A 20,259-nucleotide genomic window follows, 5' to 3' on the forward strand; every position below is an offset into this window, starting at 1 on the left:
CGATGGCAATACTGGATCGAGATCTGAGAATCGAGGAACTTGCAACTACCGTTTTCCTCGCCGAGCATATCTGCAGCCGTAATCCTTTTGAGCTGGACCCTGATGTATCAACGGAGCAGGCCAGTCTATTGATGCAGCTTTATGAACTTGACCAGGCCCCTGTCGCAGGTAGTGGCGGTACTCAGATTGTATTGCGAATGAGTCTTGACGTAGACAGAACAGTCAAAAAGGTCGGCCAGTTCGCTGTTGATACGCCTGCTGAGCACTGGGTTGATCACTGCTCGTCTCTGCACTATACGATTGAACAGCTTGCCGAACATGGCTGGTTATTTGTGCGTGCCAATAGATCCTTGCTTGGGACGATTGGCCGTCAGGATCTTGGCCGTCCCACGATTTCAGCCTATCTTTTCGCTGTAATCCTGGGGATTGAACGTGGCTTACGTCGTCTTTACGGCTCATACCAAGGTCGCCCGATACCTGATGAACCCAAGCGCCTTGACGCAGCTCAGCAGGATGCCGGTGAAAGACCCGACAATTTCATAACCACGATTCAATATATTCTTAAATGCGAGGAGCTGCGAAAGGCTCTAAACTACAGTTCCAAAAGTGAAGCCAGGGCTGCTCTTCAGAGGATCAATGAGATGCGTAATCATCTCGCCCATGCCAGGACTGTCTTGGAATATGGTGCAGATACGTCAGATGTGCTGTGGCGCATTCGCGATCTCGAGTTATTGGCCGGTAGGGTAAGACGACTTCTTGCTGATCGAGAAGCTGTTTGGACTGCATATTGCGAGACAGAAATTATCAGCACTGAAGGCCCGTCCACAGTTTTAACTGGATCAGGTGCGACACGGCTGCCCATATCTACGCCCGTACATGTGATTTCCGCTCAGAATCCCTACGAAGACTTTCTGGGAGAAGAAGAGAACTCTCGACGTACGGAGATTCTAGGCAAATACCTCAGGAGTATGTCCGAAGCCAAGGATCTTACGAGAGTCATTGGGCGCTCTGCTGATCTCAATTCGGTTTGGGAAGAGGATTGCTGGGCTGTATCCGGATTGACCCGATCACAGGCTGTGGAGATCGGCAGGCTTTTTCAGCAACGTGCCATCTTCGAGCTCACTGAAAACGCAACTATGGTGATCTCATCAGATGAAACCGTGATGAATACGTCACCACGTTGCTCAGCCTGAAAGCTTCCGACTCTCATCAATAGATGCTTCTGTTATGCGAAAGCATATTTTGCGTGCATCGCGCAGTCAATCATTGCAATGAGGATTGTGGTGATGTTCGCCTCAGGATCAACTCCAACTTGCGGTCCTGACGCTCCAGCGCGGTAAGGAAGCCTGCAACCGTCACGCCAAGGACAGTCAGCCAGGCCAGTGATGTCAAGGCGATAATTCGCCACGGCCCCTTGTGATGATTATTGGCAGGCTTTGCAGCGGGGCTCTGAGTAAGGCTGGGCTGATCAGCACCAAGATCTAGAACCAGTCGCAGCAGGGCTTCTGGAGTTGCTGCGACCAGTGCGCTGGAGATGTCCGATGGAGGCACCTGCTGAGATAGCAACTCACGGCAGTGCTGCAACCCACCACCAGCCCAGAACAGCCCCCAGGCGTGCTTATTGAAATGCAGGGCTACCCAGCGATTTGGTCTGGCGTCATTGCGCATCAATTGGGCTGCCTTGGCCAGGCTCCAACTGCGACCTGCAGATACCGAGGGATGGGACTCCAGCAACAGCCGACCTTGGGGGTCACGGGTGTAGCCAGTGACGACCTGCAGGGAGAAGACATCGATGATCTGAACCTTGCTAGCTGACTTGCGATGCTGCAGGTTGGGCGACCAGAAGACAAGCGAGCCGCGCTCATCAGCTACGCAGCTCTCCATCCGGGTGTTGGTGGGCACGGCGAGTTATTGACTGATTTTCTGTAATTGTGACTGCGCTTACTCCTGCTCGCTGAGGTCAAGCACGGTCCAGGTGGTCTCCCACACCGGGCCGCAGGCCATGCCACAGGTAGTGATCTCAAAAGCCACCCAGCCGGGTTGCTCGACGCATTCAAGAAAAGCCGCCACATCGAGGTCGCCATCCTCTGCTTCCACCTCGGCCAAGTAGGCATCCCAAGCCGGCTGAAGTCCAGGCGCCAGGTTTAGGGGTTCGGTAGGCACCTCCTGGTGCCAGCCGCCACGGAAGGTAGCGGCGTTAAAGCCGCCTTCTTCTTTGTAGACCTCTTTGCCGGTTACTGGGCAGAAGAAATTCCAGTGACCGTGCTCAAGACGAAGAAGCTGCATGATCGAAACGTTGATCTAGAGCAACTATGGGGCAACCAGCTGATTTGTAGGGTCATCTTCCTGCGAAAGAGCAGATTGCCCATCGCCTTGGCCGTTTTCAATGCAGCTTCTGCATAGCTGTGTCGTTTTGCAAGGGCTTGTGGCGCCTAAAGCAGCCTGAGACAGTGATCAGCCGCTAGGGTTATTGGGCGAGTCGGTCTTTGGGCATTTGCTCATCAGGTTGTGAACAGCTTGACCGCGAGGGTAGACGGGTCAGGCAATGGGGGCTGTGTCGCAAGACAGGCCAAGGGTCTCATGGTTCCCTGTAAGGCTCATTGTCCCACGATTGATCACCTGGAGAACGGCTTATCGGAGGCTCGCACCCTTTGCAGACACCAGATCATTCAATATCAAACCTTGAATGATCTGTCTATAGCCCGTAGCGCCGATCTAGTGGCAGTATTTACTGCAGGCTGGGCGCTCTATCGTTAAGGGATTCAGCTAGCTGCTGCCGTATTGCTTTCCATGATGTGCTCATAACCCCCAGCAAGCTATCGCTGTTCTCCCGCAGCCCAGTGATTGGCGCCTGGTGGGAAGAGCTGGAAGCTCGTGGGTTGTTTGCAGCAAGCAAGCCTGAGGTCAGCTCTCTAGATAAGCAGCTTTTTGCCGATGGCCTGCGCCACGAGCAGGTGCTGCTTAGCAAGCTGGAGAGTCAGGGCAACAGCATTGCCCGCCTACCCGGCAAGCAGAACGAGGCCGACTACGCCGCCACCAAAGCGGCGATGGCAGAGGGATTTGCTTTCATCCACCAAGCCTCGCTCTGCAATGACGAGATGCGGGGTTCGGCTGACTTGCTGCGCCGCATCGAGCAACCCTCTGCCCTTGGCCCGTGGAGCTACATCCCGATCGAGTGCAAGCTCGCCTCCAAGCCCAAGACCACCTTTTTGGTGCAGGCCTCGGCCTACTGCGAGCTGCTGACACCACTGCTGGGCAGCCGGCCCGATCAATTTGAGCTGTATCTCGGTGGCGGCCGCTTCCAGCGCTACGCCACCGATCAATTCTGGGCCTGGTACGAGCTGCTGCGCGAGCGCTACCGCGCCTTTCGCGATTCCTTTGACCCGCAGGCTGTTCCAGAAGACATGCCGGGTGATCACAGCGGCTGGAGCGCCTTTATTGAGCAGCGATTGGCTGAGCAGCGCGACCTGATGCTGGTGGCGAACATGCGCCAGAGCCAGCGCCTCAAGCTGCGCGGGGCCGGCATCACCACCATTGAGGCACTAGCGGCTTTGCCTGCTGGCACTGCAGTTCCGGGCTTGAACCCCGAGAGCCTGCACGAACTAAAGCAGCAGGCTGAACTGCAACTCACACCTGCTGATGCAGCTGGCCGGCCGGCTTACCGGCTGCGGCCTGTGGTGACTGGCAAAGGCCTCTCGGCGCTGCCGGCTGCCGATGCCGGCGACATCTGGTTTGACATGGAGGGCATTCAAGACTCGGTTGCTGGCACCAAGCTCGAATACCTCTTTGGTGTCTGCTACCGGGACGAGCTAGGCAGCAAGGCGGAGTTCAAGGACTGGTGGGCCCACAGCCCGATTGAGGAAAAGCGTGCCTTTGAGCAGTGGGTGGATTGGGTGGAAGCGCGCCGGCAGCGTTACCCGGGACTGCGGGTGTACCACTACGCCAGCTACGAGAAAACTGCCATGCGACGTTTGGCGCAGCAGCACTGCACCCGCGAGGCGGTGATCGACGAGTGGCTGCGCTCGGGGCTACTGGTGGATCTGCTGCCGGTGGTGACCGGCTCGATCGTGCTGGGTGAACCCAGTTACTCGATCAAGAAAGTTGAGCACCTCTACATGGAGCGCCGGGAGGCGGAGGTGACCAACGCGGGTGATTCGGTGGTGGCCTATTTGAACTGGCAGAACTCCGGTGAACCAGACCGCCCTGGTCCGTTGCCCGAGGCCAGCCCCCTGCTCAAAGACATCGAGAACTACAACCGGGAGGACTGCGAGTCGACGGTGCTGCTGCACGACTGGCTCTTGCAGCTGCGGCGCGAGCAGGGCCTGCCAGAGCAACCCCTAGTTGCGGGAGCGGAGGAGAAAGAGAACAGGGAGCCCTTGCCACTGGAGCAGCTCAGTGCCCAGCTGCTGGCCGAGCTGCCGGAAACACTGCAGAGCGACCCACCGGCCACCGCAAGCGATGAACTGCTCGCTGCCCAACAGGAGTGCGGCAGCCGGGGCATGAGCTGGCGGGTGCAGCGCCTGCTGGCCCAGTTGCTGCCCTTCCACCACCGGGAAGCCAAGGTGGCCTGGTGGGCCTATTTCGATCGCCGCAGCAAAGCCGAGCTCAGCCCTGAAGAGTTGATTGACGATGGGGAAGCGATTGCTGAAGCCCGCTGGAAAAGCGTGGAGGCCCGAGCGAGCAAGCTCACCGGCGCCGATTACCACACCTTTGCCTTTGATCCGGCCCAACCCCTGAAGCTCTCAGCCGGCAGTGGCGATCGGGGCCTGCAGCTGGAGATCCCCGCAACAGGCCTAAAGGTGAGTGTTGAGTCGCTTGATGCTGAGCGCGGCCGCGTCACCTTGAAGCTGCCATGGAAAAAGCGTGATCAGCGCCGCGCTGAAGGTTTCAGCGATGGCATCCCCGAGGGCCTCAGCTCACTGATCAAGGTGCCAGCTGACATCAGTGAATCGCTGCGCGAGAGCTTGCTGGAGCAGGCCAATTGCTGGCTGAGCGGCGGCAAGGGATTGCCCAAGGCGCTGTTGCAGCTGCTGGAGCGCCAGCCGGTTGCAGAACTTGCTGGCCTCAACGAGGCAATCTGCGCAGAGCCGGACTCCGTTATTGGCCGCCTGAGCGCTTTTCTTGCCGGTTGCGGCGCCGCCGCCCTGGCGTTGCAGGGTCCACCGGGCACGGGAAAGTCAACGGTGACAGCTGAGGTGATCGCCCAGCTGGTGGCGAAGGGCAAGCGGGTCGCGATCAGCTCCAATAGCCACGCTGCGATCAACAACCTGCTGCGTAAGGCCAAGGCCACCTGCACCAAGCAGCGCTTCCCTGATGTGGTGGTCAAGTGCAGCAACAGCAAGTCAGAAGAGCAACTCGCGGGCAGCGGTATTCCGTTGGTGCCAGCCCATGCCCTGACAGATGAAATGGCAGTGGTGGGCGGTACTACCTGGATGTTCTGCAGAGATGAGCTCTCTGAGCAGTTCGACCTGCTGGTGATCGACGAGGCAGGGCAAATGTCGCTTGCCAACCTGCTGGTGATGGCGCGGTGCGCCAAAACGATCCTGCTGGTCGGCGATCAGCAGCAGCTGGCCCAGCCCACCCAGGCCGATCATCCAGGGGATTCCGGGCTCTCCTGCCTGGAGTATTTGATGCAGGGTGCCCATGTGGTGCCAGCGGATCGGGGCGTGTTCTTAGCCACCAGCTGGCGGATGGAGCCCTCGCTGACGGCAATGGTGTCGCAGCTCTTCTACGACGGCCGTCTCAATGCCAACTCAGCAAACGCCAGCAACGCGATCAGCTGGCGGCAGCCTTGCCTGGGCGCCACAGGGGAACCGTTGCCGCAACAAGGCCTCGTCTTTGAAGCGGTGGAGCACAACGACTGCAGCGTCTGCAGTGAAGCTGAGATCGATCGCATCGAGCAGCTAGTTGATGCCCTGCTCGGCAGCAGCTATTGCCACGCAGCAGCAGGCCAACAGATGCGGGGGGTGCTCGGCCCAGAGCAGATCTTGGTGACTGCGCCTTACAACGTGCAGGTGAACCGCCTGCAGCAACGACTGGGCACCAAGGCCCGGGTCGGCACGGTGGATAAGTTTCAGGGCCAAGAAGCGCCGGTAGCGATCCATTCGCTCACGGCCAGTGACGGCGATGCGGCACCCCGTGGACTGGGCTTTCTGCTGGAGCCCAATCGCCTCAACGTGGCGATCAGCCGCGCCCAGTGCCTATCGATCGTGGTGGGCTCACCCGGCCTCACCACCGGTATCGCAGGCACGGTGCAGGAGGCCGAGCAGATCAACCGGCTCTGCCGCATCACCCAGCCAGCTGCTCACCTTTTGCGTTGACGCTCACCATGGCCAAATCCCTGTTTCTTTCATTGGCGGCGTCAGCCTCCCTACTGGCCGGTGTCTGTAGCTCAGTCCTGGCTCAGCAGCCGGTGCAACCCCTGCCCAAGGTGGGAGGCTGCCCGCTTGGCTACTACAGCTCTGGCGGTTACTGCGTGCCGAGCTCTGGTGGTAACTCCCGTGGCGCCATTGAGAAAAGTGGTGCTGGCTGTCCGCTGGGTTTTTATTCCTCTGGCAACTATTGCCTCAGCAGCCCAAATAACGAGCGGGAAGCGATCCAGAAAAGCGGCAAAGGATGCCCGCTGGGTTGGTATTCATCAGGTGGTTACTGCGTCAAGAGCCGCTGATTGCCATCCGCCGCTCCGCCCGCCTAGGCCCACTGCGCTTCAACTTCAGCAAGGGTGGATTGAGCTCCATCTCCGTTGGCGGGCGGGGCGCTTCCTTCAACATCCCGGTGAACCGCAGCGGTTGCCCCCGGTCAACCGTGGGGCTGCCGGGCACCGGTCTGAGCTGGAGCGTTGAGCACACGCCTGATCGCTTCGCTGTGCTCCCGGCTGGCGTTGCGGCGGGCCTGCCCAACAGCCGCCGGCTAAGGCCAGGGCAGCTCGATGCCTTTAAGCAGCAGTTGTTGGAAGTGCTTCGACAGGAGCTGTTTGCTCCTGGATCCACTGGGGAGCAGCTCTGGGAGCACGGCCTGGTGAGCCGTCTTGTTGCTGATGGCTCTTTATCTGCACGAACCGCTGGCCTGCTGGCGTTGATCGAAACCCCGGAAGCGATGGAGGGCTACCTGCTGCGAGCCCAGAGCCAGGACGACGCCAAGCGCCGCGCCCAGCGCTGCATTGAATCGGTGCAGGAGGCTCTGCGGTTCAGCGCCGTTCGGCAGATGCTGGGATGAGCCTCGATCCAGACGCGATGCCGCAACTGGTGCGGGATTTTGCAGAGGCTGTGCGCTAGAGCCCCGAGGATCAGGACTGGCTGCGCCTGTACGGCCATAGCCTGATCTACTCCCTTATAGGGCTGGATGGGGGGTTTGCGGCGATGGTGCAGGAGATCTTGCGCTTGATGCGCGAAAACCTGCTGGGTGATGGCAGCTGGGGCTCGCTGATCTGGGATCACGATCGGGTCCCCAAGGTGATCGTTGCCACCGGGTTGAGCTGGGATGGCGTGTGCAGCTATGTGTGTGAAAGCCTGGATGGCGCCACGGCGCAGGCGCGGGCGCTCGAGGTCGCTGAGCGCATAGATCTGGAGTGACGCGGTTGCCATGAAGCCCCCTTCATGAAGACCCATTGCCTCTTGTGAAAGCCGATGTTGATCGTGCTGTGGCCTTCCGGCAAGCCTCACCGCAGAAGTAGTAGCTGCGCTCTGCTCGCTGAGCCGATAGCGCTGTTGCCGTGGGCTCGACCATGCCGCAGATCAGATCCTTGGCCATGGCATCAAGTGCCATGTGGGTGTGCATGGTGCAGACGTCGCGCGTAGCAGTGTGGTGCGATCAGCGCTTTGCGACTGGAAGCGCAGCAGCTCTTTCAGTTTTGAATCGAGTTGGGGGTTCTGCGACTTCCAACCAACAAGGAGATCCCCGAGGCAACCAGAACCAGTGTCATCACCCCGATCAATGGTGAATAGATGGGCTGCAGATTGATGAACCCGAAGTTGCCGGTGTGCAGTCGCAACAGCCAAGGTGCATCAATGTTCATCGCGAGCACGGTTCCATAGATGGCTCCAGACATCGATGTCAGAGCCAAGGGAATAGCGGCAATGGGCACCACCAGGCGGTGCAGCTTGCGGGAGCGACGGTTGAGATGCTTCATCATGAAAACGTGATCACTGCGCCTTCTGGAGAGCATCATGAAGTGCGCGCTCATTGGCACAGGGCATCCACATCGCGCCCATCGCGAAAGTGCCCTTGCACTTCAGCTCAGCCGCACGCTTTTCAGCATCGGCCTTGGTGGCATACATGCCGCGCATGTGGGCCTGGGCAGAGGCCACAAGCAGTGGCGTGGTTGCTAAAGCACCGATCATCACGAGGCTCCCCATGGCTGATGCGATCTGACTCCGCATTGCTGTCATGGTCGACGAAAGAAACAGTCGTCCCATTACGACTCCTTCTTTACAGCTTTTTCATAGACGTCGAAATCCTTGCAGGGCATCCATTCACTGCCCATAGCAAAGGCGCCTGAACACTTGAGTTCCTTGGCCCGCTTCTCGGCGGCAGCCTTGGTGGGGAACATGTCATTGGCCTGGGCATGGGCCGCACCGAAGCCCAGCGCAAAGATGGCCAGAGGTGCGATTAGGCCGAGTGCAGAGAACGTTGGTTTCATGGATTTGAAATGAAGATTACAGAGCAGGTGGTTACGGATAAATGCCTTAGTTCAGTGAAAACAGCTTGTCGTAGGCGTGATACTCCGGCTTGTTGAGTCCATCGTGCTGGAGCATCTTGCGCAGCTGAATGATCTCGCGACGCTGGGCCACGATGATGTTGCGGGATAGGCGGAGAATGGTGGGATTGGTTGATTTCTTGAGCGCATCGTGGGCCATTATCAGCGCGCCGCCGTGGTGCTGGAGCATCCCCTCCAGAAACCAGGTCACCCTGTTTTCGCGCGTGGGCGTTGAAGCCATCATCTGCATGGCCTGAATCTGAGCTGGGCTCATGCGAGTGAGATCCGCCATGGCATTGGGATCCCCGCCTGTCTTGAGCACAACCGGATACACCGGGGCCTCTGGGTACCAGGCCTTGCGCCATTGCCCCATGGCCTTGATCTCCTCGGCCTGATCGCGCCAAATGTCCTTGCCGAGTGCTCCCACACCCGGCACACCGATGTCAAAGACGAACTCACTCATCCGCAGGGCACCGGTGTGGTGCTGGACCATGCCATCGAGCCAGCGCAGGTCGTAGGTGCTGCCGGCCGGGCCTACATCGTGATTGTGGGCGCTGTGATCCATCGGTGCTGCGACCGGAGCCGCCCCAGTCGATGGCGCCGGGGCCATCATCCGGTGGTGCTGATGGGGATCCATCTGCGCCTGGGCCACTGGAGCCATAAGGGCAACCAGTGCCGCAGCGGCAAGAAGAGGCGATCGCATTGCGGGCCTTGGCGATGACGTATCTATACGATGCAGCCTCCTGTAGGTGGAGAGTCAAGTGGTGATGGCTGCCCCCATGAAGATCGGTGAGGTGGCTCGGCGTTCCGGCCTCACCGTGAAGACGATTCGCTTCTACTGCGATGAAGAGCTGATCCATCCCATCAGCCGTAGTGAGGGAGGCTACCGGTTGTTTGGCGATGAGGTGTTTGCGGAGCTGGCCCTGATCCGCACCCTCAAAGCGATGGACATCCCGCTGCAGGACGTACTCCAGATCCTGGAGTCGCGGCGCTCGGGGGTGTGCACCTGCACGACACTTCAGGACACGATCCGCACCAAGGCAGGTGAGATCGTTCATAAGATCGCCGCCTTGCGCGACCTGCAAAGCGAACTCGAAGATCTGCTCAGCCGCTGGCAGGACTGCGGCGGCCGCAAGGGCTCAGCTGCCTGAGCCACCGAACCACTGCCGGTACCACTGGGCCATTTGCTCGATCTCCTGGCTCTGTACCCGCACCATCGCCGCCTTCAACTCGCGCAGCTGCGGGTGTTGGGTGTTCCCCTCGGCGTGAGAAGCCATCATCACGCCCATGCGGTGGTGCGGAATCATCTGCTCGATGAAGGTGCGATCGAAGTCGGGCGCACTCTTGAGGGCTTCCAAGCTGGTGCCCATCCCGGGCATGCCCAAGCCCATACCCATCCCACCGCCCATGCCCATGCCAGGGCTCATCCCCATCCCGTGCACGGCCCCGATGCCCCAGGCAGGCACGTCAGTTCCGTACCACTGCCGGTACCAGGTCCGCATCTGGGCGTTCTCGCGGGTCTGACTGGCCTTGATGCTCTTTGCTAGTTCCTATACTTCGGGTCGCTGGGCGCGGGTAAGGGCGAGATCGGCCATGGCGATTGCCCCGTCATGGTGGGGGATCATCATCACGATGAATTGCTGATCGGAATAGCCCATCCCTATCTGGCCCGGACCAGCCGCGCCGCTGCCGTAGCCAGGCATTCCGGCAGCGCCCCCGTTGCCATACCCATGCATCCCCCAACCGCCCCAGCCCTGGGACATGCACCCCGACAGCGTCAGCGTGAAGGCGCCTAAAGCAGTCACCGCCAGAAGGGCTGGGCGTTTGAAATTGGTTCGGCGTTGATCGATGTTGGCCATCCGTTGATCACCGTGCTCAAGATGTCCATCTCCACCATGGGCATGGCTGAACGGATCGAAGCGATTCCCCTCATCACCTTTCCGCTGCGGTACTCGATCCAGGAAGCTGACCTTCCAACTGACCAATCCCTAAATAAGAAGAAGCTCCCCCACCGTGACCTCCAGCTGCTGACTCGCGGTCCCAGCGGCTGGGACGGAAGTGGAGCACTTGGCGGCCATCGCTGATCCGACCCTCCCGAGGGGAGAGGGGCGGGCGATTCTTGTCTCCGACTTGCATCAGGAGCTGCTCAGGCCACCTCCAGCGCCCAGCCCTGCTGCCGGGTCATGTCATCGGTCCACCCCTGGCAGCGGCTGGTGAGATGCTCGCCATGGGCGATCAGCCCCTGGTGCAGCTGGCGGGTGAGCACTGGGATGCAGTTCACCCCGGCGTGATGCCTAAACCAGTGGCAGGTCATGCAGACCTTGCGGCTGCGGGTCTTGAGCAGCACCGCCTCATCAAGGTAGGGCCACTCCTCGTAGACGCCATTGTTTTCTCCGAAGACTGGCCCCGGCCGCCGGGTGCCATGGGAGCGGGGCTGGGAGACAGCCACGGCGGCGACATCAGCAATGGGGTGCATTTGGACTTGCAGATGTGGTCTGGTTCTGGCCAGCACTGGCGCCACATCCGCCAGTGCCAGGGCGCCAGATTTGGGAGGCCGCACAGCGCCGCGTCCCGGGAGCACGGCTCCAGAGGTGAGTACTGCATGGGTTACGCGCTGGCCCTGGTCTGTGGTGGCTCGCAGAGGGAGGCCAGTTTTTGCTGTCGCCTGACACTGTCGCGTGACCTTCCAGGATTTCCCGGGGCGCATCGTTCACAACTGCCACCACTCCAACACTCAGGTCCTGGGCTGACGGCGGCGGGCTGCAGATCGATGGCCAGGGCAGCTGAGGGTCCCTGTGAGGCACTCAGCCCCAGGATGATGCACTGATGCCGCAGTTTCAGAAGGATCACGGCTATTGCAGCCACAGGCGCAGGCAACGAACTGATCCGTTCATGCGCCACGTCCTGACCTTCTCGCTGGCCTGCTGCTGGCTGGTAGCTCCGGCGATGGCGGCTGAATTGGAGGCGTGTCGGAACCTGCTGGATCAACGCAATGCCCTGGCCGAGCAGGCAATGAAGGCCGAAATCGCCCTGGTTCGAACCATCCGTGAACGAATCTGCCCGGTCCTCAGCCAGCAGGCCGATGGGGCCAATGCCAACGGTCGCAACGAGCTGACCATTGACTACCAGGCCCTGATCGAGTGCCGCCACAAGACGGAAGAACAGCTGCTGCGCAGCCAGCGGGTTCTCTACATCAACCGCCAGCAGTTCAGGTTCTATACGGCGGCTGGAGCCAAGCTGGCCCGGCAAGCCGATGGGCTGATGCAGCCGTTGCGGGATCGGGAGTGCCCCCAGCTGCGTTGATCAACACCCGGCGGGCACCAGGCGCCGCCCAGACCCTTGACCCTGAAGTGACTACAGGCTGTTTGATGGGGTCTGGATGACAAGACCATGGCGGAACCTTGCTGCGACAGCGGAACCAGCGAGCAGAAGGCCCGAGCCACCACGGAGCCGCAGCCGGCTAGTGCCAATGAAGCGCTGTTTCGGATCAGCGCGATGGATTGCGCCACCGAGGAAGGCGAAATCCGCCATGCCCTCGCAGGTGTCGACGGCATCCGCGGCCTGAGGTTCCTGCTGGCCGAGCGCGTTCTGGCGATCGATGCCGAAGCGGCCGCGCTCAACTCCGCCCTTGCTGCAATCCGCCGGCTGGGATTCAACCCGGAGCCGATCAGCCCCGATCAGCGGCCATCCGCCGCCCAAACCCGCGCTGAACGGCGCCGCGAACGTCTACGCCTAGCGGGCTCCCTGGCGCTGGCGCTCACGGCGGAGCTGCTGCATCTGGTCGTTCCCGTCTACCCGGGGCATGAGTTGGTGGAGATCGGGATCGCCATCGCCGCGATCGCCCTGGCGGGCTTCTCCGTGTTTCGAAAGGGCCTCGCGTCCCTGCGCCAGGGCCGGCTCAACATCAATGCGCTGATGAGCGTGGCTGTCACGGGCGCCTTCCTGATCGGCCGCTTCCCAGAAGCCGCCATGGTGATGGCGCTCTATGCCGTGGCAGAGGCGATCGAAGCGCGGGCGGTGGAGCGGGCCCGCCAGGCGATCACGAGCCTGATGGCGATGGCCCCCGATGAGGCGGAGATCCGCCAAAGCGACGGCCGCTGGCAACGCTTGGCCGCCCGTGCTGCTGCCATCGGAGATGTGGTGAGGGTCCGTCCTGGCGAGCGACTGCCGCTTGATGGCACTGTGCTTTCCGGCGTGAGCGCGATCGATCAAGCCCCGATCACCGGCGAAAGCTTGCCGGTCGACAAAGGCCCAGGCGATGCGGTGTTTGCGGGCACGATCAACCAGGGCGGAGCCCTCGAGATCCAGGTAACGGCGCCCGCCTCGCTCAGCACCCTGGCGCGCATCATCCAGGCCGTGGAGGAAGCCCAGGCCTCCCGCGCCCCAATCCAGCGCTTCGTGGATCGCTTTGCGGCCCGCTACACCCCGGCGGTGTTCGTGGTGGCCCTGGCCGTTGCCTTGCTGGCGCCACCCTTGCTGGGCTTCACCCCACTACAGGCGACCTACAAGGCCCTGGTGCTGCTGGTGATCGCCTGCCCCTGCGCGCTGGTGATCGCCACCCCAGTCACGGTGGTGAGCGGCCTGGCCACAGCCGCCCGTCGCGGCATCATCATCAAAGGTGGCCTTTACATCGAGGAGGCTCGCAAGATCAAGGTGTTGGCCCTCGACAAGACCGGCACGATCACCCTGGGCCAGCCCAAGTTGGTGGTCTTTTCCTCTCAGCAAGAAGCGTCAGACGTTGGCATCCTCAAACAGCTGACCAGCAGCCTGGCGGAGCGCTCCGACCACCCGGTGTCGCGGGCGATAGCTGCAGGCCTTAATGGCGAGCGGCTGGCTGTGGAGGGTTTCGAAGCACTGCCGGGGCGCGGGGTGCGTGGAGTGATCGCAGGGCGGCCGTTGATGCTGGCCAACCACCGCTGGATCGAAGAGCTGGGGCTCTGCTCCAGCGCACTGGAAGCTTCGATGCAGGTGCACGAGCGCCAGGGGCGCTCGCTCAGCCTGCTGGCGGATCAAAGCGGCGTGCTTGCCATGATCGCAGTCGCCGACACCGTTCGGCCCAACTCAGCAGCGGCCATGGAGTCCCTGCGGGCCCTGGGCGTCACGCCGGTGATGCTCACCGGTGACAACGCAGCCACCGCCGTTGCGATTGCGGCCATGGCCGGCATCGATGAGGTGAAGAGCAACCTGCTGCCCCAGGACAAGCTGGAAGCGGTGGCCGATCTGCAGGCCCGCTATGGATTCACGGCCATGGCTGGCGATGGCATCAACGATGCGCCAGCACTGGCCCAGGCGGACATCGGCTTTGCGATGGGGGCCGCAGGCACCCACATCGCTATCGAAGCCGCCGATGTGGTGATCATGAACGACGATCTGATGCGCATACCGGAAACGATCGCCCTCTCTCGCCGCACCTTCCGCATTCTGCGCCAGAACATTGCGCTGGCGCTGGGAATCAAGGCCATTTTTCTGGTGCTCACCGTGGCCGGGAATGCCACGATGTGGATGGCGGTCTTCGCAGACATGGGCACCAGCCTGATCGTGATCGCCAATGGACTTCGCCTGCTCCGCACCCCCACGCTTGGCAAGATCAAGGGCTGAGCCTGGCAGGAAACGATCAGATCTGAGCCTTGTCGATTCCAGCCGAACGGTTCAACTCCATAAGGATGCCACAGGTCTTCACCTCATCCGGTTGCTGACAAAGCCCTCTGAGCTGCCGCAGCTGATCCTGGAGTTTGTGCAATTCATCCACGCGGGCATCGACCTCGGCGATCTTCTCGTCCAGCAGGGCATTCACCGTCAGACAGCTTCCGGACGGTGTGTCGAGCGCCCCGATCAGGACGCGGACCTCCTCCAGGCTCATGTCAAGGCTGCGGCAGTAGCGGATGAAGCGCAACTGCTCCGCATGCCGCGGCGAATAGAGGCGATAGTTGCCATCCGTGCGCTGTGGCAGCGGCAGCAAGTGCTCGCGTTCGTAATAGCGGATGGTTTCGATCTTCACCCCGGTGGACCGTGCCAACTCGCCGATCTGCATGGATTCATCCCCTTGGGTTGGCAAGTCGGGCGGACAAGCCTCCCTGGCGCAACGCTAGGCCCTTGACCCTGAAGCCACTTCAGGCTTTTCAATGGCCGTATCTCAGCCGTTCTCTCCCCCTGTGAGCAGCGCTACGCGAACCAAGCCTCTCTCCAGCCGTCGGGTCGGCCAGGAGCCAGGCCGGCCCTGGGTGCGCCTCACCATGGCCGTGCTCGCCACGATCGGCATGATCGATACCGGCTCGATCACCGCCAAGCGCTGGGGTTGGATCGGCAGCCTGTCCTGTCCGGGCGGTAGCGATGGCTGCGACAAGGTGCTCGGCAGCGCCTGGGGCACGCTGCTGGGCCAGCCACTTTCACTCTTTGGGTTCCTGGCCTACGGCACGGTGCTCCTGCTGGCCCTGATGCCGTTGCTGCGAGGAGGTCTGCGGGCCCCTGCCTCGGAGGGCAATCGCTGGGCTCTGTTCTTCACCAGCAGCGGCATGGCCGTCTTCAGCCTGGTGCTGATGGGGCTCCTGGTCTTCGAGATCAAGGCCTTCTGCACCTTCTGTGTGGTGTCGGCCGCCCTCAGCCTGGCGCTGTTCCTGTTGAGTCTTGTTGGAGGTGGCTGGATCGACCGCAGCCAACTGATCTTTCGCGGAGTGATGACAGTCCTCCTTGTTGGTCTGCTGGGGCTGGGCTGGGCAGCATCGGCGGACCAGCCTGTCGCTCAAAGCGGACGGGCGGCTCCAGCTGTCATCAGCGCCAGTTCGCCGGCCAAGATTGCCCTGGCGGAGCATCTGAGCAGCGTCGGCGCCCGGGTGTTCACGGCGTACTGGTGCCCCCACTGCCATGACCAGAAGGAGGCCTTCGGCAAGGAGGCTGCCGCCAAGCTCCAGGTGATCGAATGCGCCGAAGACGGCGCCAACAGCCAGGCGCAGCTGTGCAAGCAGCAGGGGGTTCAGGGCTATCCCAGCTGGCAGATCAAGGGCGTCGTGGATTCGGGCGTCAAGCCACTGAACACCCTCGCTGATCTCAGTGGCTACACCGGTCCGCGTGACTTCTGAGCAGGCCGTGATCCCTTCCCCAGGGCGGGGTCAAGCCAGCCATGCCCCAGCAGGATCGCAGCCACCCTCGCCTTAGCCTCCAGCTCCGCTGGCGTCGCTTCATGCCTGATGCACCGATCGGCACCGCCTCTCGCATCGACACGCAGGCCGTGGAGGTACCCGCCGGCCTGGGCACCCTGCGCACCTTTCTGCGGGTGCTCGGCCCCGGCTATCTGGTGGCCGTGGGTTACATGGATCCCGGCAACTGGGCCACGGATCTGGCGGCCGGTTCCCAGTTCGGGTACCGCCTGCTGTGGGTGATCGGGCTATCCAGCCTGATGGCGATGGTGCTCCAGTCACTCTGCTGCCGGCTGGGCATCGCCACGCGAATGGATCTGGCCCAGGCCTGCAGCCAGCTCCTACCGCGGTTCTGCCGGATTCCCCTGTGGCTGCTGGCCGAGGTGGCGATCATTGCCTGTGACCTGGCCGAGCTGGTGGGTAGCGCCATTGCCCTGCAGCTGCTTTTCGGTCTTCCCTTGCCCTGGGGGGTGGGCCTGACCGCCGCCGACACCCTGTTGCTGCTGGCGCTGCAGCGCTTCGGGATCCGCCGACTGGAGGCCCTTGTGATCGCCCTGGTCGCCCTGGTCGGGGGTTGCTTCGCGGTGGAGATGTTCCTGCTGCAGCCCAACTGGGGCCAGGTGGGCCAGGGCTTTCTTCCCCAGGCCGCCAGCCTCAGGGACGGGCAGCAGCTGTTTCTGGCCGCCGGCATTCTCGGGGCCACGGTGATGCCCCACAACCTCTATCTGCACTCCTCGCTGGTGCAAACCCGGCGGTGGATCGGCGGGGTGAGGGCTCAGCGCAGGGCCCTGGCTTTCAGCACCTGGGACACCCTGATCGCCCTCAGCCTGGCCTTTCTGATCAATGTCTCAATCTTGGTGCTGGCCGCCGGCAGCTTCTACGGACGGCTACCGCAGCCGGTCACGGACCTCAGCGAGGCCTACCGGTTGCTGACGCCGATGCTGGGCACGTCGCTCGCCAGCGTGCTGTTCGGCGTGGCCCTGCTGGCGGCGGGCCAGAGCTCCACCCTCACCGCCACCATGGCCGGCCAGATCGTGATGGAGGGGTTCCTGCAGATCCGGCTGCCGGACTGGAAACGGCGGCTGCTCACCCGAGGCCTGGCCCTGATCCCGGCGATGGCCACGGTGATCCTGTTCGGCGAGCGGGCCACCACGAATCTGCTGGTGCTGAGCCAGGTGGTGCTGTCGCTGCAGTTGCCCTTCGCGGTGATCCCGCTGGTGTGGTTCTGCGGGCGGCGCGGTCTGATGGGCGAGCTCAGAGCGCCGCTCTGGCTTCAGGCAGCAGGCTGGCTGTGCGCCAGCGTGATTGTGATGATCAACCTCTCCTTGCTCAGCGCGGTGCTGCGGGGCGGCTGAACTGTTGACAGCCGCCTCTGCGTGGACCCATGACGAGCAAAAACCACTGGGAGTCGATCTACGCATCCAAGGCCCCTGAGTCGTTGAGCTGGTATCAAGCCCATGCCGATGACTCACTCCGGCTGCTTCAGGCTGCCGGCCTACCACTGGATGCGGCGATCATCGATGTGGGCGGGGGTGCCTCCACGCTTGTGGATGACCTCCTGAACCTTGGCTATCAACGGATCACGGTTCTGGACCTTTCCAGCGCAGCACTGGCCGTGACCAGAGAGCGGCTTGGCGCACGCGCCGCTGCGGTGCAGTGGCTGGAGGCCGACATCCTCACGGCCACCCTGCCCGACCATGCCTATGACGTCTGGCATGACCGGGCGGTGTTTCATTTCCTCACCAGCCCCGTCGATCAGCAGGCCTATGTCCGGGCCGTGCTGCGGGCGCTCAAGCCTGGTGGCACTGTGCTCCTGGCAACCTTTGCAGAAGATGGCCCCGCCACTTGCAGTGGCTTGCCTGTGGTGCGGTACAGCCCTGAGAGGCTCCAGGAAACTTTGGGGACAGCATTCCGTTTGCTCGATCATGGGTGGTTGCGCCATCGCACACCAGGCGGCGCGGAGCAACACTTTCTGTCCTGTCGGTTCCAACGGACTTCCCCATCGTTTGCATAGGAGCCTGTCCGGTTGCTGTGGTGATCCTGATGACCTCCCAGACGCGAGAACAGCGCCGCGGCTGGTTGGCGGGCCTGCTTGCTGCCGCCCTGTTCGGCTCCAGCGCTCCGCTGATCGGCAGCTTGAGCCACGGGCCCTCCCCCGTGCTCGTGGCGGGTCTGCTGTACGCCGGTGCGGCATTGGTGCTGTTGCCCCTGGCAGTGGCCGAGGCCCCGACCAGCCGTCACGCTCCGATCCAGCGGCAGGATCTCCCCCTGTTGGGGCTGATCACCCTGCTGGGCGGCATCGCCGGACCGATCGCCCTGGTCAAGGGCCTGGCGCTGCTCACCCCGGGGGCCTCGGCGCTGCTCCTCAACCTGGAGGCGGTGTTCACGGTGCTGATCGCCGTTGGGGTCGGAAAGGAGCATCTCGGCCGTGACGGCTGGGCGGCGGCCGCCCTGACGCTCACCGGAGCCCTGGTGCTCTCGGCGGGTCCGCTGGACGGCAGCCAATGGCAGGGCGTGCTGTGGATCGCCCTGGCATGCCTGTGCTGGGGCATCGACAACAACCTCTCCCAGCGGCTCAGCCTGCGCAACCCCCTGCAGATCTCCGCCGCCAAGGCCCTCGGGGCGGCCCTGCCGATGCTGGCCGTGGCCCAGCTGCAGGGGCACCCGGTTCCGTTCGTCTGGATGAGTGCCGCCCTGCTCGGCATCGGCAGCCTCGGCTATGGCGTGTCGATCTGGCTCGACATGGTGGCCCTGGCCTCCCTTGGCGCCGCCAGGGAAGCCGTGGTCTTCTCCACCGCTCCCTTCCTTGGCGCTCTAGTGGCGGTGGCTCTGCTGGGTTCACCGCTCAGTCCATCGCTGCTGCTGGCGGCGGCCGCCATGGCGCTCAGCACAGGCTTGCTGCTGCGATCCAGCCATGGCCACTGGCATCGCCATGCCGAACTCGATCACCAGCACCGTCACTTCCACGCCCCTGTAGACGGCGACGCGCACCACCTTCATTCCCACCGTCCGGAGGATCTCGCGGACCTCGAGCCTGGCCAGCCCTTCTGGCACAGCCATCGCCACCGCCATGACCCGCTGGCCCACGAGCACCCCCACGTCAGCGACGTTCACCACCGCCATCAGCACTGACCTGTCCGCTCTGCGTACGCCACAGATCCAGATCAATGGCCAGATCTGGGCTGATCAGCTCCAGCCGCTGGCCGGTACGATCCCAGCCGGTCGGGCGAAAGCGAAGCACCTGGCTGCCTTAGCTCAGCCAGTCCTCTTTGGGGGAGTGCGGCGGCCGCCGGCTTGCAGCAGCTGTCAGACCCCTTCCGGCGCACAGCTCCGCTGGCGAGCCATGTCGTCAGTCCACCCCTGGCAGCGGCTGGTGAGGTGCTCGCCATGGGCGATCAGCCCCTGGTGCAGCTGACAGGTGAGCACCGGGATGCAGTTCACCCCTACGTGGTGTCTGAACCAGTGGCATGTCATGCAGACCTTGCGACTGCGGGTCTTGAGCAGGACGGCCTCGTCGAGGTAGGGCCACTCCTCGATCGGGGTATCGAGCCGGGCATTCAGTGCTGCGGGCCGGGGGAGAGGAGCACCCATGAATCATGGCCAATGCGTACGCTTGTACTAGCACGGTTGGCGGTGGGCTGCGCCAAGGCGACAATGCGGCTATGGGCTCCACCGCCATCCACAGAGTGATCTTTGTTTGCCGGCAAAACTCCCGGCGATCACAGATGGCCCATGGCCTGCTGGAGGCCCGCGAGTCCTCCGGTCTCGAAGTTTTCAGCGCAGGTCTTGATGGTGCTGGTGGTCTGGCAGAAGAAGCCATCACAGTGATGGAGGAGCAGGGCATCGACCTGCTCGGCCAAAGCTCCAATTCCCTGCGGGAGTATTTGCCCGAGCTGTTCAGTGCCCATAGCTTGATCGCCTGTTCCCTCGTCAGTTCCCTGCGCTTCTTGAGCAGCGGCGGCTCCCCGCCGGTCATGACCTCCCCGAAAGTCACCTCCAAGCTCTGGCTCCAGCTGTCGTAGCGCCGCGGCTGGAAATGGAGCACCTGGCAGCCATCGCTGAGCCAGCCTTCCAGGGGTGAGAGAGGGGGTCGCTGCCGATCACCGACGTGCATGGGCGGCTCAGGCCACCTCCGGCGCCCAGCCCTTCTGGCGCACCAGGTCATCAGTCCAACCCTGGCAGCGGCTGGTGAGGTGCTCGCCGTGGGCGATCAGCCCCTGTTGCAGTTGGCAGGTGAGCACCGGGATGCAATTCACCCCGGCGTGGTGCCGAAACCAGTGGCAGGTCATGCAGACCTTGCGGCTGCGGGTCTTGAGCAGCACCGCCTCATCGAGGTAGGGCCACTCCTCGATCGGGAGATCGAGCCGGGTATTCAGTGCTGCGGGTCGGGGGAGAGGGGCACCCATAAATCACGGCCAATACGTACGCTTG

Annotated in this window: 24 protein-coding genes and 2 pseudogenes; 14 read left to right on the forward strand and 12 right to left on the reverse strand. The window is 62.5% G+C overall.

What is annotated here, in order from left to right; translation table 11 throughout:
* Positions 1 to 2 precede the first annotated feature (2 nt).
* Positions 3 to 1,193, forward strand: a complete 1,191-nt coding sequence (locus KBZ22_RS04930) for a DUF3293 domain-containing protein (protein ID WP_255021263.1) — start codon at positions 3 to 5, stop codon at positions 1,191 to 1,193.
* 70 nt (positions 1,194 to 1,263) lie between these two features.
* Here the strand turns inward: KBZ22_RS04930 and KBZ22_RS04935 are convergent, their stop codons facing one another.
* A complete protein-coding gene (locus KBZ22_RS04935; protein ID WP_255021264.1) occupies positions 1,264 to 1,902 on the reverse strand; it encodes a hypothetical protein in 639 nt (212 codons plus the stop codon).
* Between the two features lie 39 nt (positions 1,903 to 1,941).
* Positions 1,942 to 2,286 (reverse strand): hypothetical protein, encoded by a 345-nt coding sequence (locus KBZ22_RS04940; RefSeq protein WP_255021265.1) that lies wholly within the window; start codon positions 2,284 to 2,286, stop codon positions 1,942 to 1,944.
* Positions 2,287 to 2,795: 509 nt separating this feature from the next.
* On the opposite strand from KBZ22_RS04940, the gene KBZ22_RS04945 reads away from it, so the two are divergent.
* From KBZ22_RS04945 to KBZ22_RS04960, 4 genes are all read left to right on the forward strand, one after another.
* On the forward strand, positions 2,796 to 6,320 hold the full coding sequence (locus KBZ22_RS04945) for a TM0106 family RecB-like putative nuclease (RefSeq protein ID WP_255021266.1): 3,525 nt from the start codon (positions 2,796 to 2,798) through the stop codon (positions 6,318 to 6,320).
* 8 nt (positions 6,321 to 6,328) lie between these two features.
* Entirely contained in the window at positions 6,329 to 6,667 is a 339-nt protein-coding gene (locus tag KBZ22_RS04950; RefSeq protein ID WP_255021267.1) for a hypothetical protein, read from the forward strand.
* The gene (locus tag KBZ22_RS04955) at positions 6,616 to 7,215 is read left to right on the forward strand and encodes a DUF4236 domain-containing protein (protein ID WP_255021268.1); all 600 of its coding nucleotides are present in this window, start codon (positions 6,616 to 6,618) and stop codon (positions 7,213 to 7,215) included. Before KBZ22_RS04950 ends, KBZ22_RS04955 begins: the two co-directional genes overlap by 52 nt.
* 143 nt (positions 7,216 to 7,358) lie before the next feature.
* Entirely contained in the window at positions 7,359 to 7,571 is a 213-nt protein-coding gene (locus KBZ22_RS04960) for a hypothetical protein (RefSeq protein ID WP_254997475.1), read from the forward strand.
* A 272-nt stretch (positions 7,572 to 7,843) separates the two neighbouring features.
* Here KBZ22_RS04960 and KBZ22_RS04965 read toward each other — a convergent pair whose 3' ends face one another.
* Genes KBZ22_RS04965 through KBZ22_RS04980 form a run of 4 tightly spaced genes read right to left on the reverse strand, consistent with a single transcriptional unit; the run spans position 7,844 to position 9,356 of the window.
* A complete protein-coding gene (locus tag KBZ22_RS04965) occupies positions 7,844 to 8,182 on the reverse strand; it encodes a hypothetical protein (protein WP_255021269.1) in 339 nt (112 codons plus the stop codon).
* Positions 8,142 to 8,354, reverse strand: coding sequence for a DUF3721 domain-containing protein (locus tag KBZ22_RS04970; protein WP_255017574.1), 213 nt, complete (start codon positions 8,352 to 8,354; stop codon positions 8,142 to 8,144). Before KBZ22_RS04970 ends, KBZ22_RS04965 begins: the two co-directional genes overlap by 41 nt.
* Positions 8,355 to 8,413: 59 nt before the next feature.
* Positions 8,414 to 8,638 carry a DUF3721 domain-containing protein gene (locus tag KBZ22_RS04975; protein ID WP_254997470.1) on the reverse strand — a complete coding sequence of 75 codons (225 nt, stop codon included), beginning with the start codon at positions 8,636 to 8,638 and terminating at the stop codon, positions 8,414 to 8,416.
* A 46-nt stretch (positions 8,639 to 8,684) separates the two neighbouring features.
* Complete coding sequence (locus KBZ22_RS04980) at positions 8,685 to 9,356, reverse strand: DUF305 domain-containing protein (RefSeq protein WP_254931979.1); 672 nt, start codon at positions 9,354 to 9,356, stop codon at positions 8,685 to 8,687.
* Positions 9,357 to 9,444: 88 nt separating this feature from the next.
* On the opposite strand from KBZ22_RS04980, the gene KBZ22_RS04985 reads away from it, so the two are divergent.
* A complete protein-coding gene (locus tag KBZ22_RS04985) occupies positions 9,445 to 9,846 on the forward strand; it encodes a MerR family transcriptional regulator (protein WP_255021270.1) in 402 nt (133 codons plus the stop codon).
* On the opposite strand, the pseudogene KBZ22_RS04990 reads toward KBZ22_RS04985, so the two are convergent.
* Positions 9,835 to 10,554: pseudogene (locus tag KBZ22_RS04990) on the reverse strand (DUF305 domain-containing protein). The gene KBZ22_RS04985 and the pseudogene KBZ22_RS04990 sit on opposite strands and share 12 nt — an antisense overlap.
* A 3-nt stretch (positions 10,555 to 10,557) precedes the next feature.
* Here KBZ22_RS04990 and KBZ22_RS04995 point away from each other — a divergent pair.
* Positions 10,558 to 10,779: a hypothetical protein gene (locus tag KBZ22_RS04995; RefSeq protein WP_255021271.1), complete on the forward strand. Its 222-nt coding sequence runs from the start codon at positions 10,558 to 10,560 to the stop codon at positions 10,777 to 10,779.
* A gap of 62 nt (positions 10,780 to 10,841) precedes the next feature.
* Here the strand turns inward: KBZ22_RS04995 and KBZ22_RS05000 are convergent, their stop codons facing one another.
* Positions 10,842 to 11,171: a galactose oxidase gene (locus KBZ22_RS05000; RefSeq protein ID WP_255021272.1), complete on the reverse strand. Its 330-nt coding sequence runs from the start codon at positions 11,169 to 11,171 to the stop codon at positions 10,842 to 10,844.
* A gap of 416 nt (positions 11,172 to 11,587) precedes the next feature.
* Between KBZ22_RS05000 and KBZ22_RS05005 the strand changes: the two genes are divergently transcribed.
* Together KBZ22_RS05005 and KBZ22_RS05010 are read left to right on the forward strand one after the other, a co-directional pair.
* Positions 11,588 to 11,998 (forward strand): hypothetical protein, encoded by a 411-nt coding sequence (locus KBZ22_RS05005; protein WP_255021273.1) that lies wholly within the window; start codon positions 11,588 to 11,590, stop codon positions 11,996 to 11,998.
* An 87-nt stretch (positions 11,999 to 12,085) separates the two neighbouring features.
* A complete protein-coding gene (locus KBZ22_RS05010; RefSeq protein ID WP_255021274.1) occupies positions 12,086 to 14,293 on the forward strand; it encodes a cation-translocating P-type ATPase in 2,208 nt (735 codons plus the stop codon).
* Between the two features lie 16 nt (positions 14,294 to 14,309).
* On the opposite strand, the gene cadR is transcribed toward KBZ22_RS05010, so the two are convergent.
* Positions 14,310 to 14,726: a Cd(II)/Pb(II)-responsive transcriptional regulator gene (gene cadR / locus KBZ22_RS05015; protein ID WP_255017173.1), complete on the reverse strand. Its 417-nt coding sequence runs from the start codon at positions 14,724 to 14,726 to the stop codon at positions 14,310 to 14,312.
* 121 nt (positions 14,727 to 14,847) lie between these two features.
* Here cadR and KBZ22_RS05020 point away from each other — a divergent pair, with 121 nt between their 5' ends.
* From KBZ22_RS05020 to KBZ22_RS05035, 4 genes are read left to right on the forward strand one after another with little or no spacing between them, the layout of a single operon-like run.
* A complete protein-coding gene (locus tag KBZ22_RS05020; RefSeq protein WP_254997426.1) occupies positions 14,848 to 15,771 on the forward strand; it encodes a vitamin K epoxide reductase family protein in 924 nt (307 codons plus the stop codon).
* Between the two features lie 41 nt (positions 15,772 to 15,812).
* Complete coding sequence (locus KBZ22_RS05025; RefSeq protein WP_254997424.1) at positions 15,813 to 17,183, forward strand: Nramp family divalent metal transporter; 1,371 nt, start codon at positions 15,813 to 15,815, stop codon at positions 17,181 to 17,183.
* A gap of 29 nt (positions 17,184 to 17,212) precedes the next feature.
* On the forward strand, positions 17,213 to 17,842 hold the full coding sequence (locus KBZ22_RS05030; protein WP_254997422.1) for a class I SAM-dependent methyltransferase: 630 nt from the start codon (positions 17,213 to 17,215) through the stop codon (positions 17,840 to 17,842).
* A 29-nt stretch (positions 17,843 to 17,871) separates the two neighbouring features.
* Positions 17,872 to 18,960 carry a DMT family transporter gene (locus KBZ22_RS05035; RefSeq protein WP_254997420.1) on the forward strand — a complete coding sequence of 363 codons (1,089 nt, stop codon included), beginning with the start codon at positions 17,872 to 17,874 and terminating at the stop codon, positions 18,958 to 18,960.
* Between the two features lie 174 nt (positions 18,961 to 19,134).
* Here KBZ22_RS05035 and KBZ22_RS05040 read toward each other — a convergent pair whose 3' ends face one another.
* Entirely contained in the window at positions 19,135 to 19,419 is a 285-nt protein-coding gene (locus KBZ22_RS05040; RefSeq protein ID WP_254997419.1) for a galactose oxidase, read from the reverse strand.
* A gap of 71 nt (positions 19,420 to 19,490) precedes the next feature.
* On the opposite strand from KBZ22_RS05040, the gene KBZ22_RS05045 reads away from it, so the two are divergent.
* Complete coding sequence (locus KBZ22_RS05045) at positions 19,491 to 19,850, forward strand: hypothetical protein (protein ID WP_254997617.1); 360 nt, start codon at positions 19,491 to 19,493, stop codon at positions 19,848 to 19,850.
* On the opposite strand, the pseudogene KBZ22_RS05050 reads toward KBZ22_RS05045, so the two are convergent.
* Positions 19,790 to 19,993 (reverse strand): annotated as a pseudogene (locus KBZ22_RS05050) (hypothetical protein); the annotation flags it as partial. The gene KBZ22_RS05045 and the pseudogene KBZ22_RS05050 overlap by 61 nt on opposite strands.
* Entirely contained in the window at positions 19,950 to 20,234 is a 285-nt protein-coding gene (locus KBZ22_RS05055; protein ID WP_254997418.1) for a galactose oxidase, read from the reverse strand. The pseudogene KBZ22_RS05050 and the gene KBZ22_RS05055, both read right to left, overlap by 44 nt.
* Positions 20,235 to 20,259 lie beyond the last annotated feature (25 nt).

Origin of the sequence: Cyanobium sp. L1E-Cus (assembly GCF_024345755.1) — a bacterium.
GTDB lineage: Bacteria > Cyanobacteriota > Cyanobacteriia > PCC-6307 > Cyanobiaceae > Cyanobium_A > Cyanobium_A usitatum.

Bases quoted from the DNA above. Each gene is read 5' to 3' on its own strand.
- cadR (WP_255017173.1), bottom strand. From the start codon at position 14,726: ATGCAGATCGGCGAGTTGGCACGGTCCACCGGGGTGAAGATCGAAACC.
- KBZ22_RS05040 (WP_254997419.1), bottom strand. From the start codon at position 19,419: ATGGGTGCTCCTCTCCCCCGGCCCGCAGCACTGAATGCCCGGCTCGAT.
- KBZ22_RS05010 (WP_255021274.1), top strand. From the start codon at position 12,086: ATGGCGGAACCTTGCTGCGACAGCGGAACCAGCGAGCAGAAGGCCCGA.
- KBZ22_RS04960 (WP_254997475.1), top strand. From the start codon at position 7,359: ATGGTGCAGGAGATCTTGCGCTTGATGCGCGAAAACCTGCTGGGTGAT.
- KBZ22_RS05030 (WP_254997422.1), top strand. From the start codon at position 17,213: ATGACGAGCAAAAACCACTGGGAGTCGATCTACGCATCCAAGGCCCCT.
- KBZ22_RS05025 (WP_254997424.1), top strand. From the start codon at position 15,813: ATGCCCCAGCAGGATCGCAGCCACCCTCGCCTTAGCCTCCAGCTCCGC.
- KBZ22_RS05055 (WP_254997418.1), bottom strand. From the start codon at position 20,234: ATGGGTGCCCCTCTCCCCCGACCCGCAGCACTGAATACCCGGCTCGAT.
- KBZ22_RS04980 (WP_254931979.1), bottom strand. From the start codon at position 9,356: ATGGCTCCAGTGGCCCAGGCGCAGATGGATCCCCATCAGCACCACCGG.
- KBZ22_RS05045 (WP_254997617.1), top strand. From the start codon at position 19,491: ATGGGCTCCACCGCCATCCACAGAGTGATCTTTGTTTGCCGGCAAAAC.
- KBZ22_RS04955 (WP_255021268.1), top strand. From the start codon at position 6,616: ATGCCCGCTGGGTTGGTATTCATCAGGTGGTTACTGCGTCAAGAGCCG.
- KBZ22_RS05000 (WP_255021272.1), bottom strand. From the start codon at position 11,171: ATGCACCCCATTGCTGATGTCGCCGCCGTGGCTGTCTCCCAGCCCCGC.
- KBZ22_RS05005 (WP_255021273.1), top strand. From the start codon at position 11,588: ATGCGCCACGTCCTGACCTTCTCGCTGGCCTGCTGCTGGCTGGTAGCT.
- KBZ22_RS04965 (WP_255021269.1), bottom strand. From the start codon at position 8,182: ATGAGCGCGCACTTCATGATGCTCTCCAGAAGGCGCAGTGATCACGTT.
- KBZ22_RS04975 (WP_254997470.1), bottom strand. From the start codon at position 8,638: ATGAAACCAACGTTCTCTGCACTCGGCCTAATCGCACCTCTGGCCATC.
- KBZ22_RS04970 (WP_255017574.1), bottom strand. From the start codon at position 8,354: ATGGGGAGCCTCGTGATGATCGGTGCTTTAGCAACCACGCCACTGCTT.
- KBZ22_RS04940 (WP_255021265.1), bottom strand. From the start codon at position 2,286: ATGCAGCTTCTTCGTCTTGAGCACGGTCACTGGAATTTCTTCTGCCCA.
- KBZ22_RS04930 (WP_255021263.1), top strand. From the start codon at position 3: ATGGCAATACTGGATCGAGATCTGAGAATCGAGGAACTTGCAACTACC.
- KBZ22_RS05035 (WP_254997420.1), top strand. From the start codon at position 17,872: ATGACCTCCCAGACGCGAGAACAGCGCCGCGGCTGGTTGGCGGGCCTG.
- KBZ22_RS04950 (WP_255021267.1), top strand. From the start codon at position 6,329: ATGGCCAAATCCCTGTTTCTTTCATTGGCGGCGTCAGCCTCCCTACTG.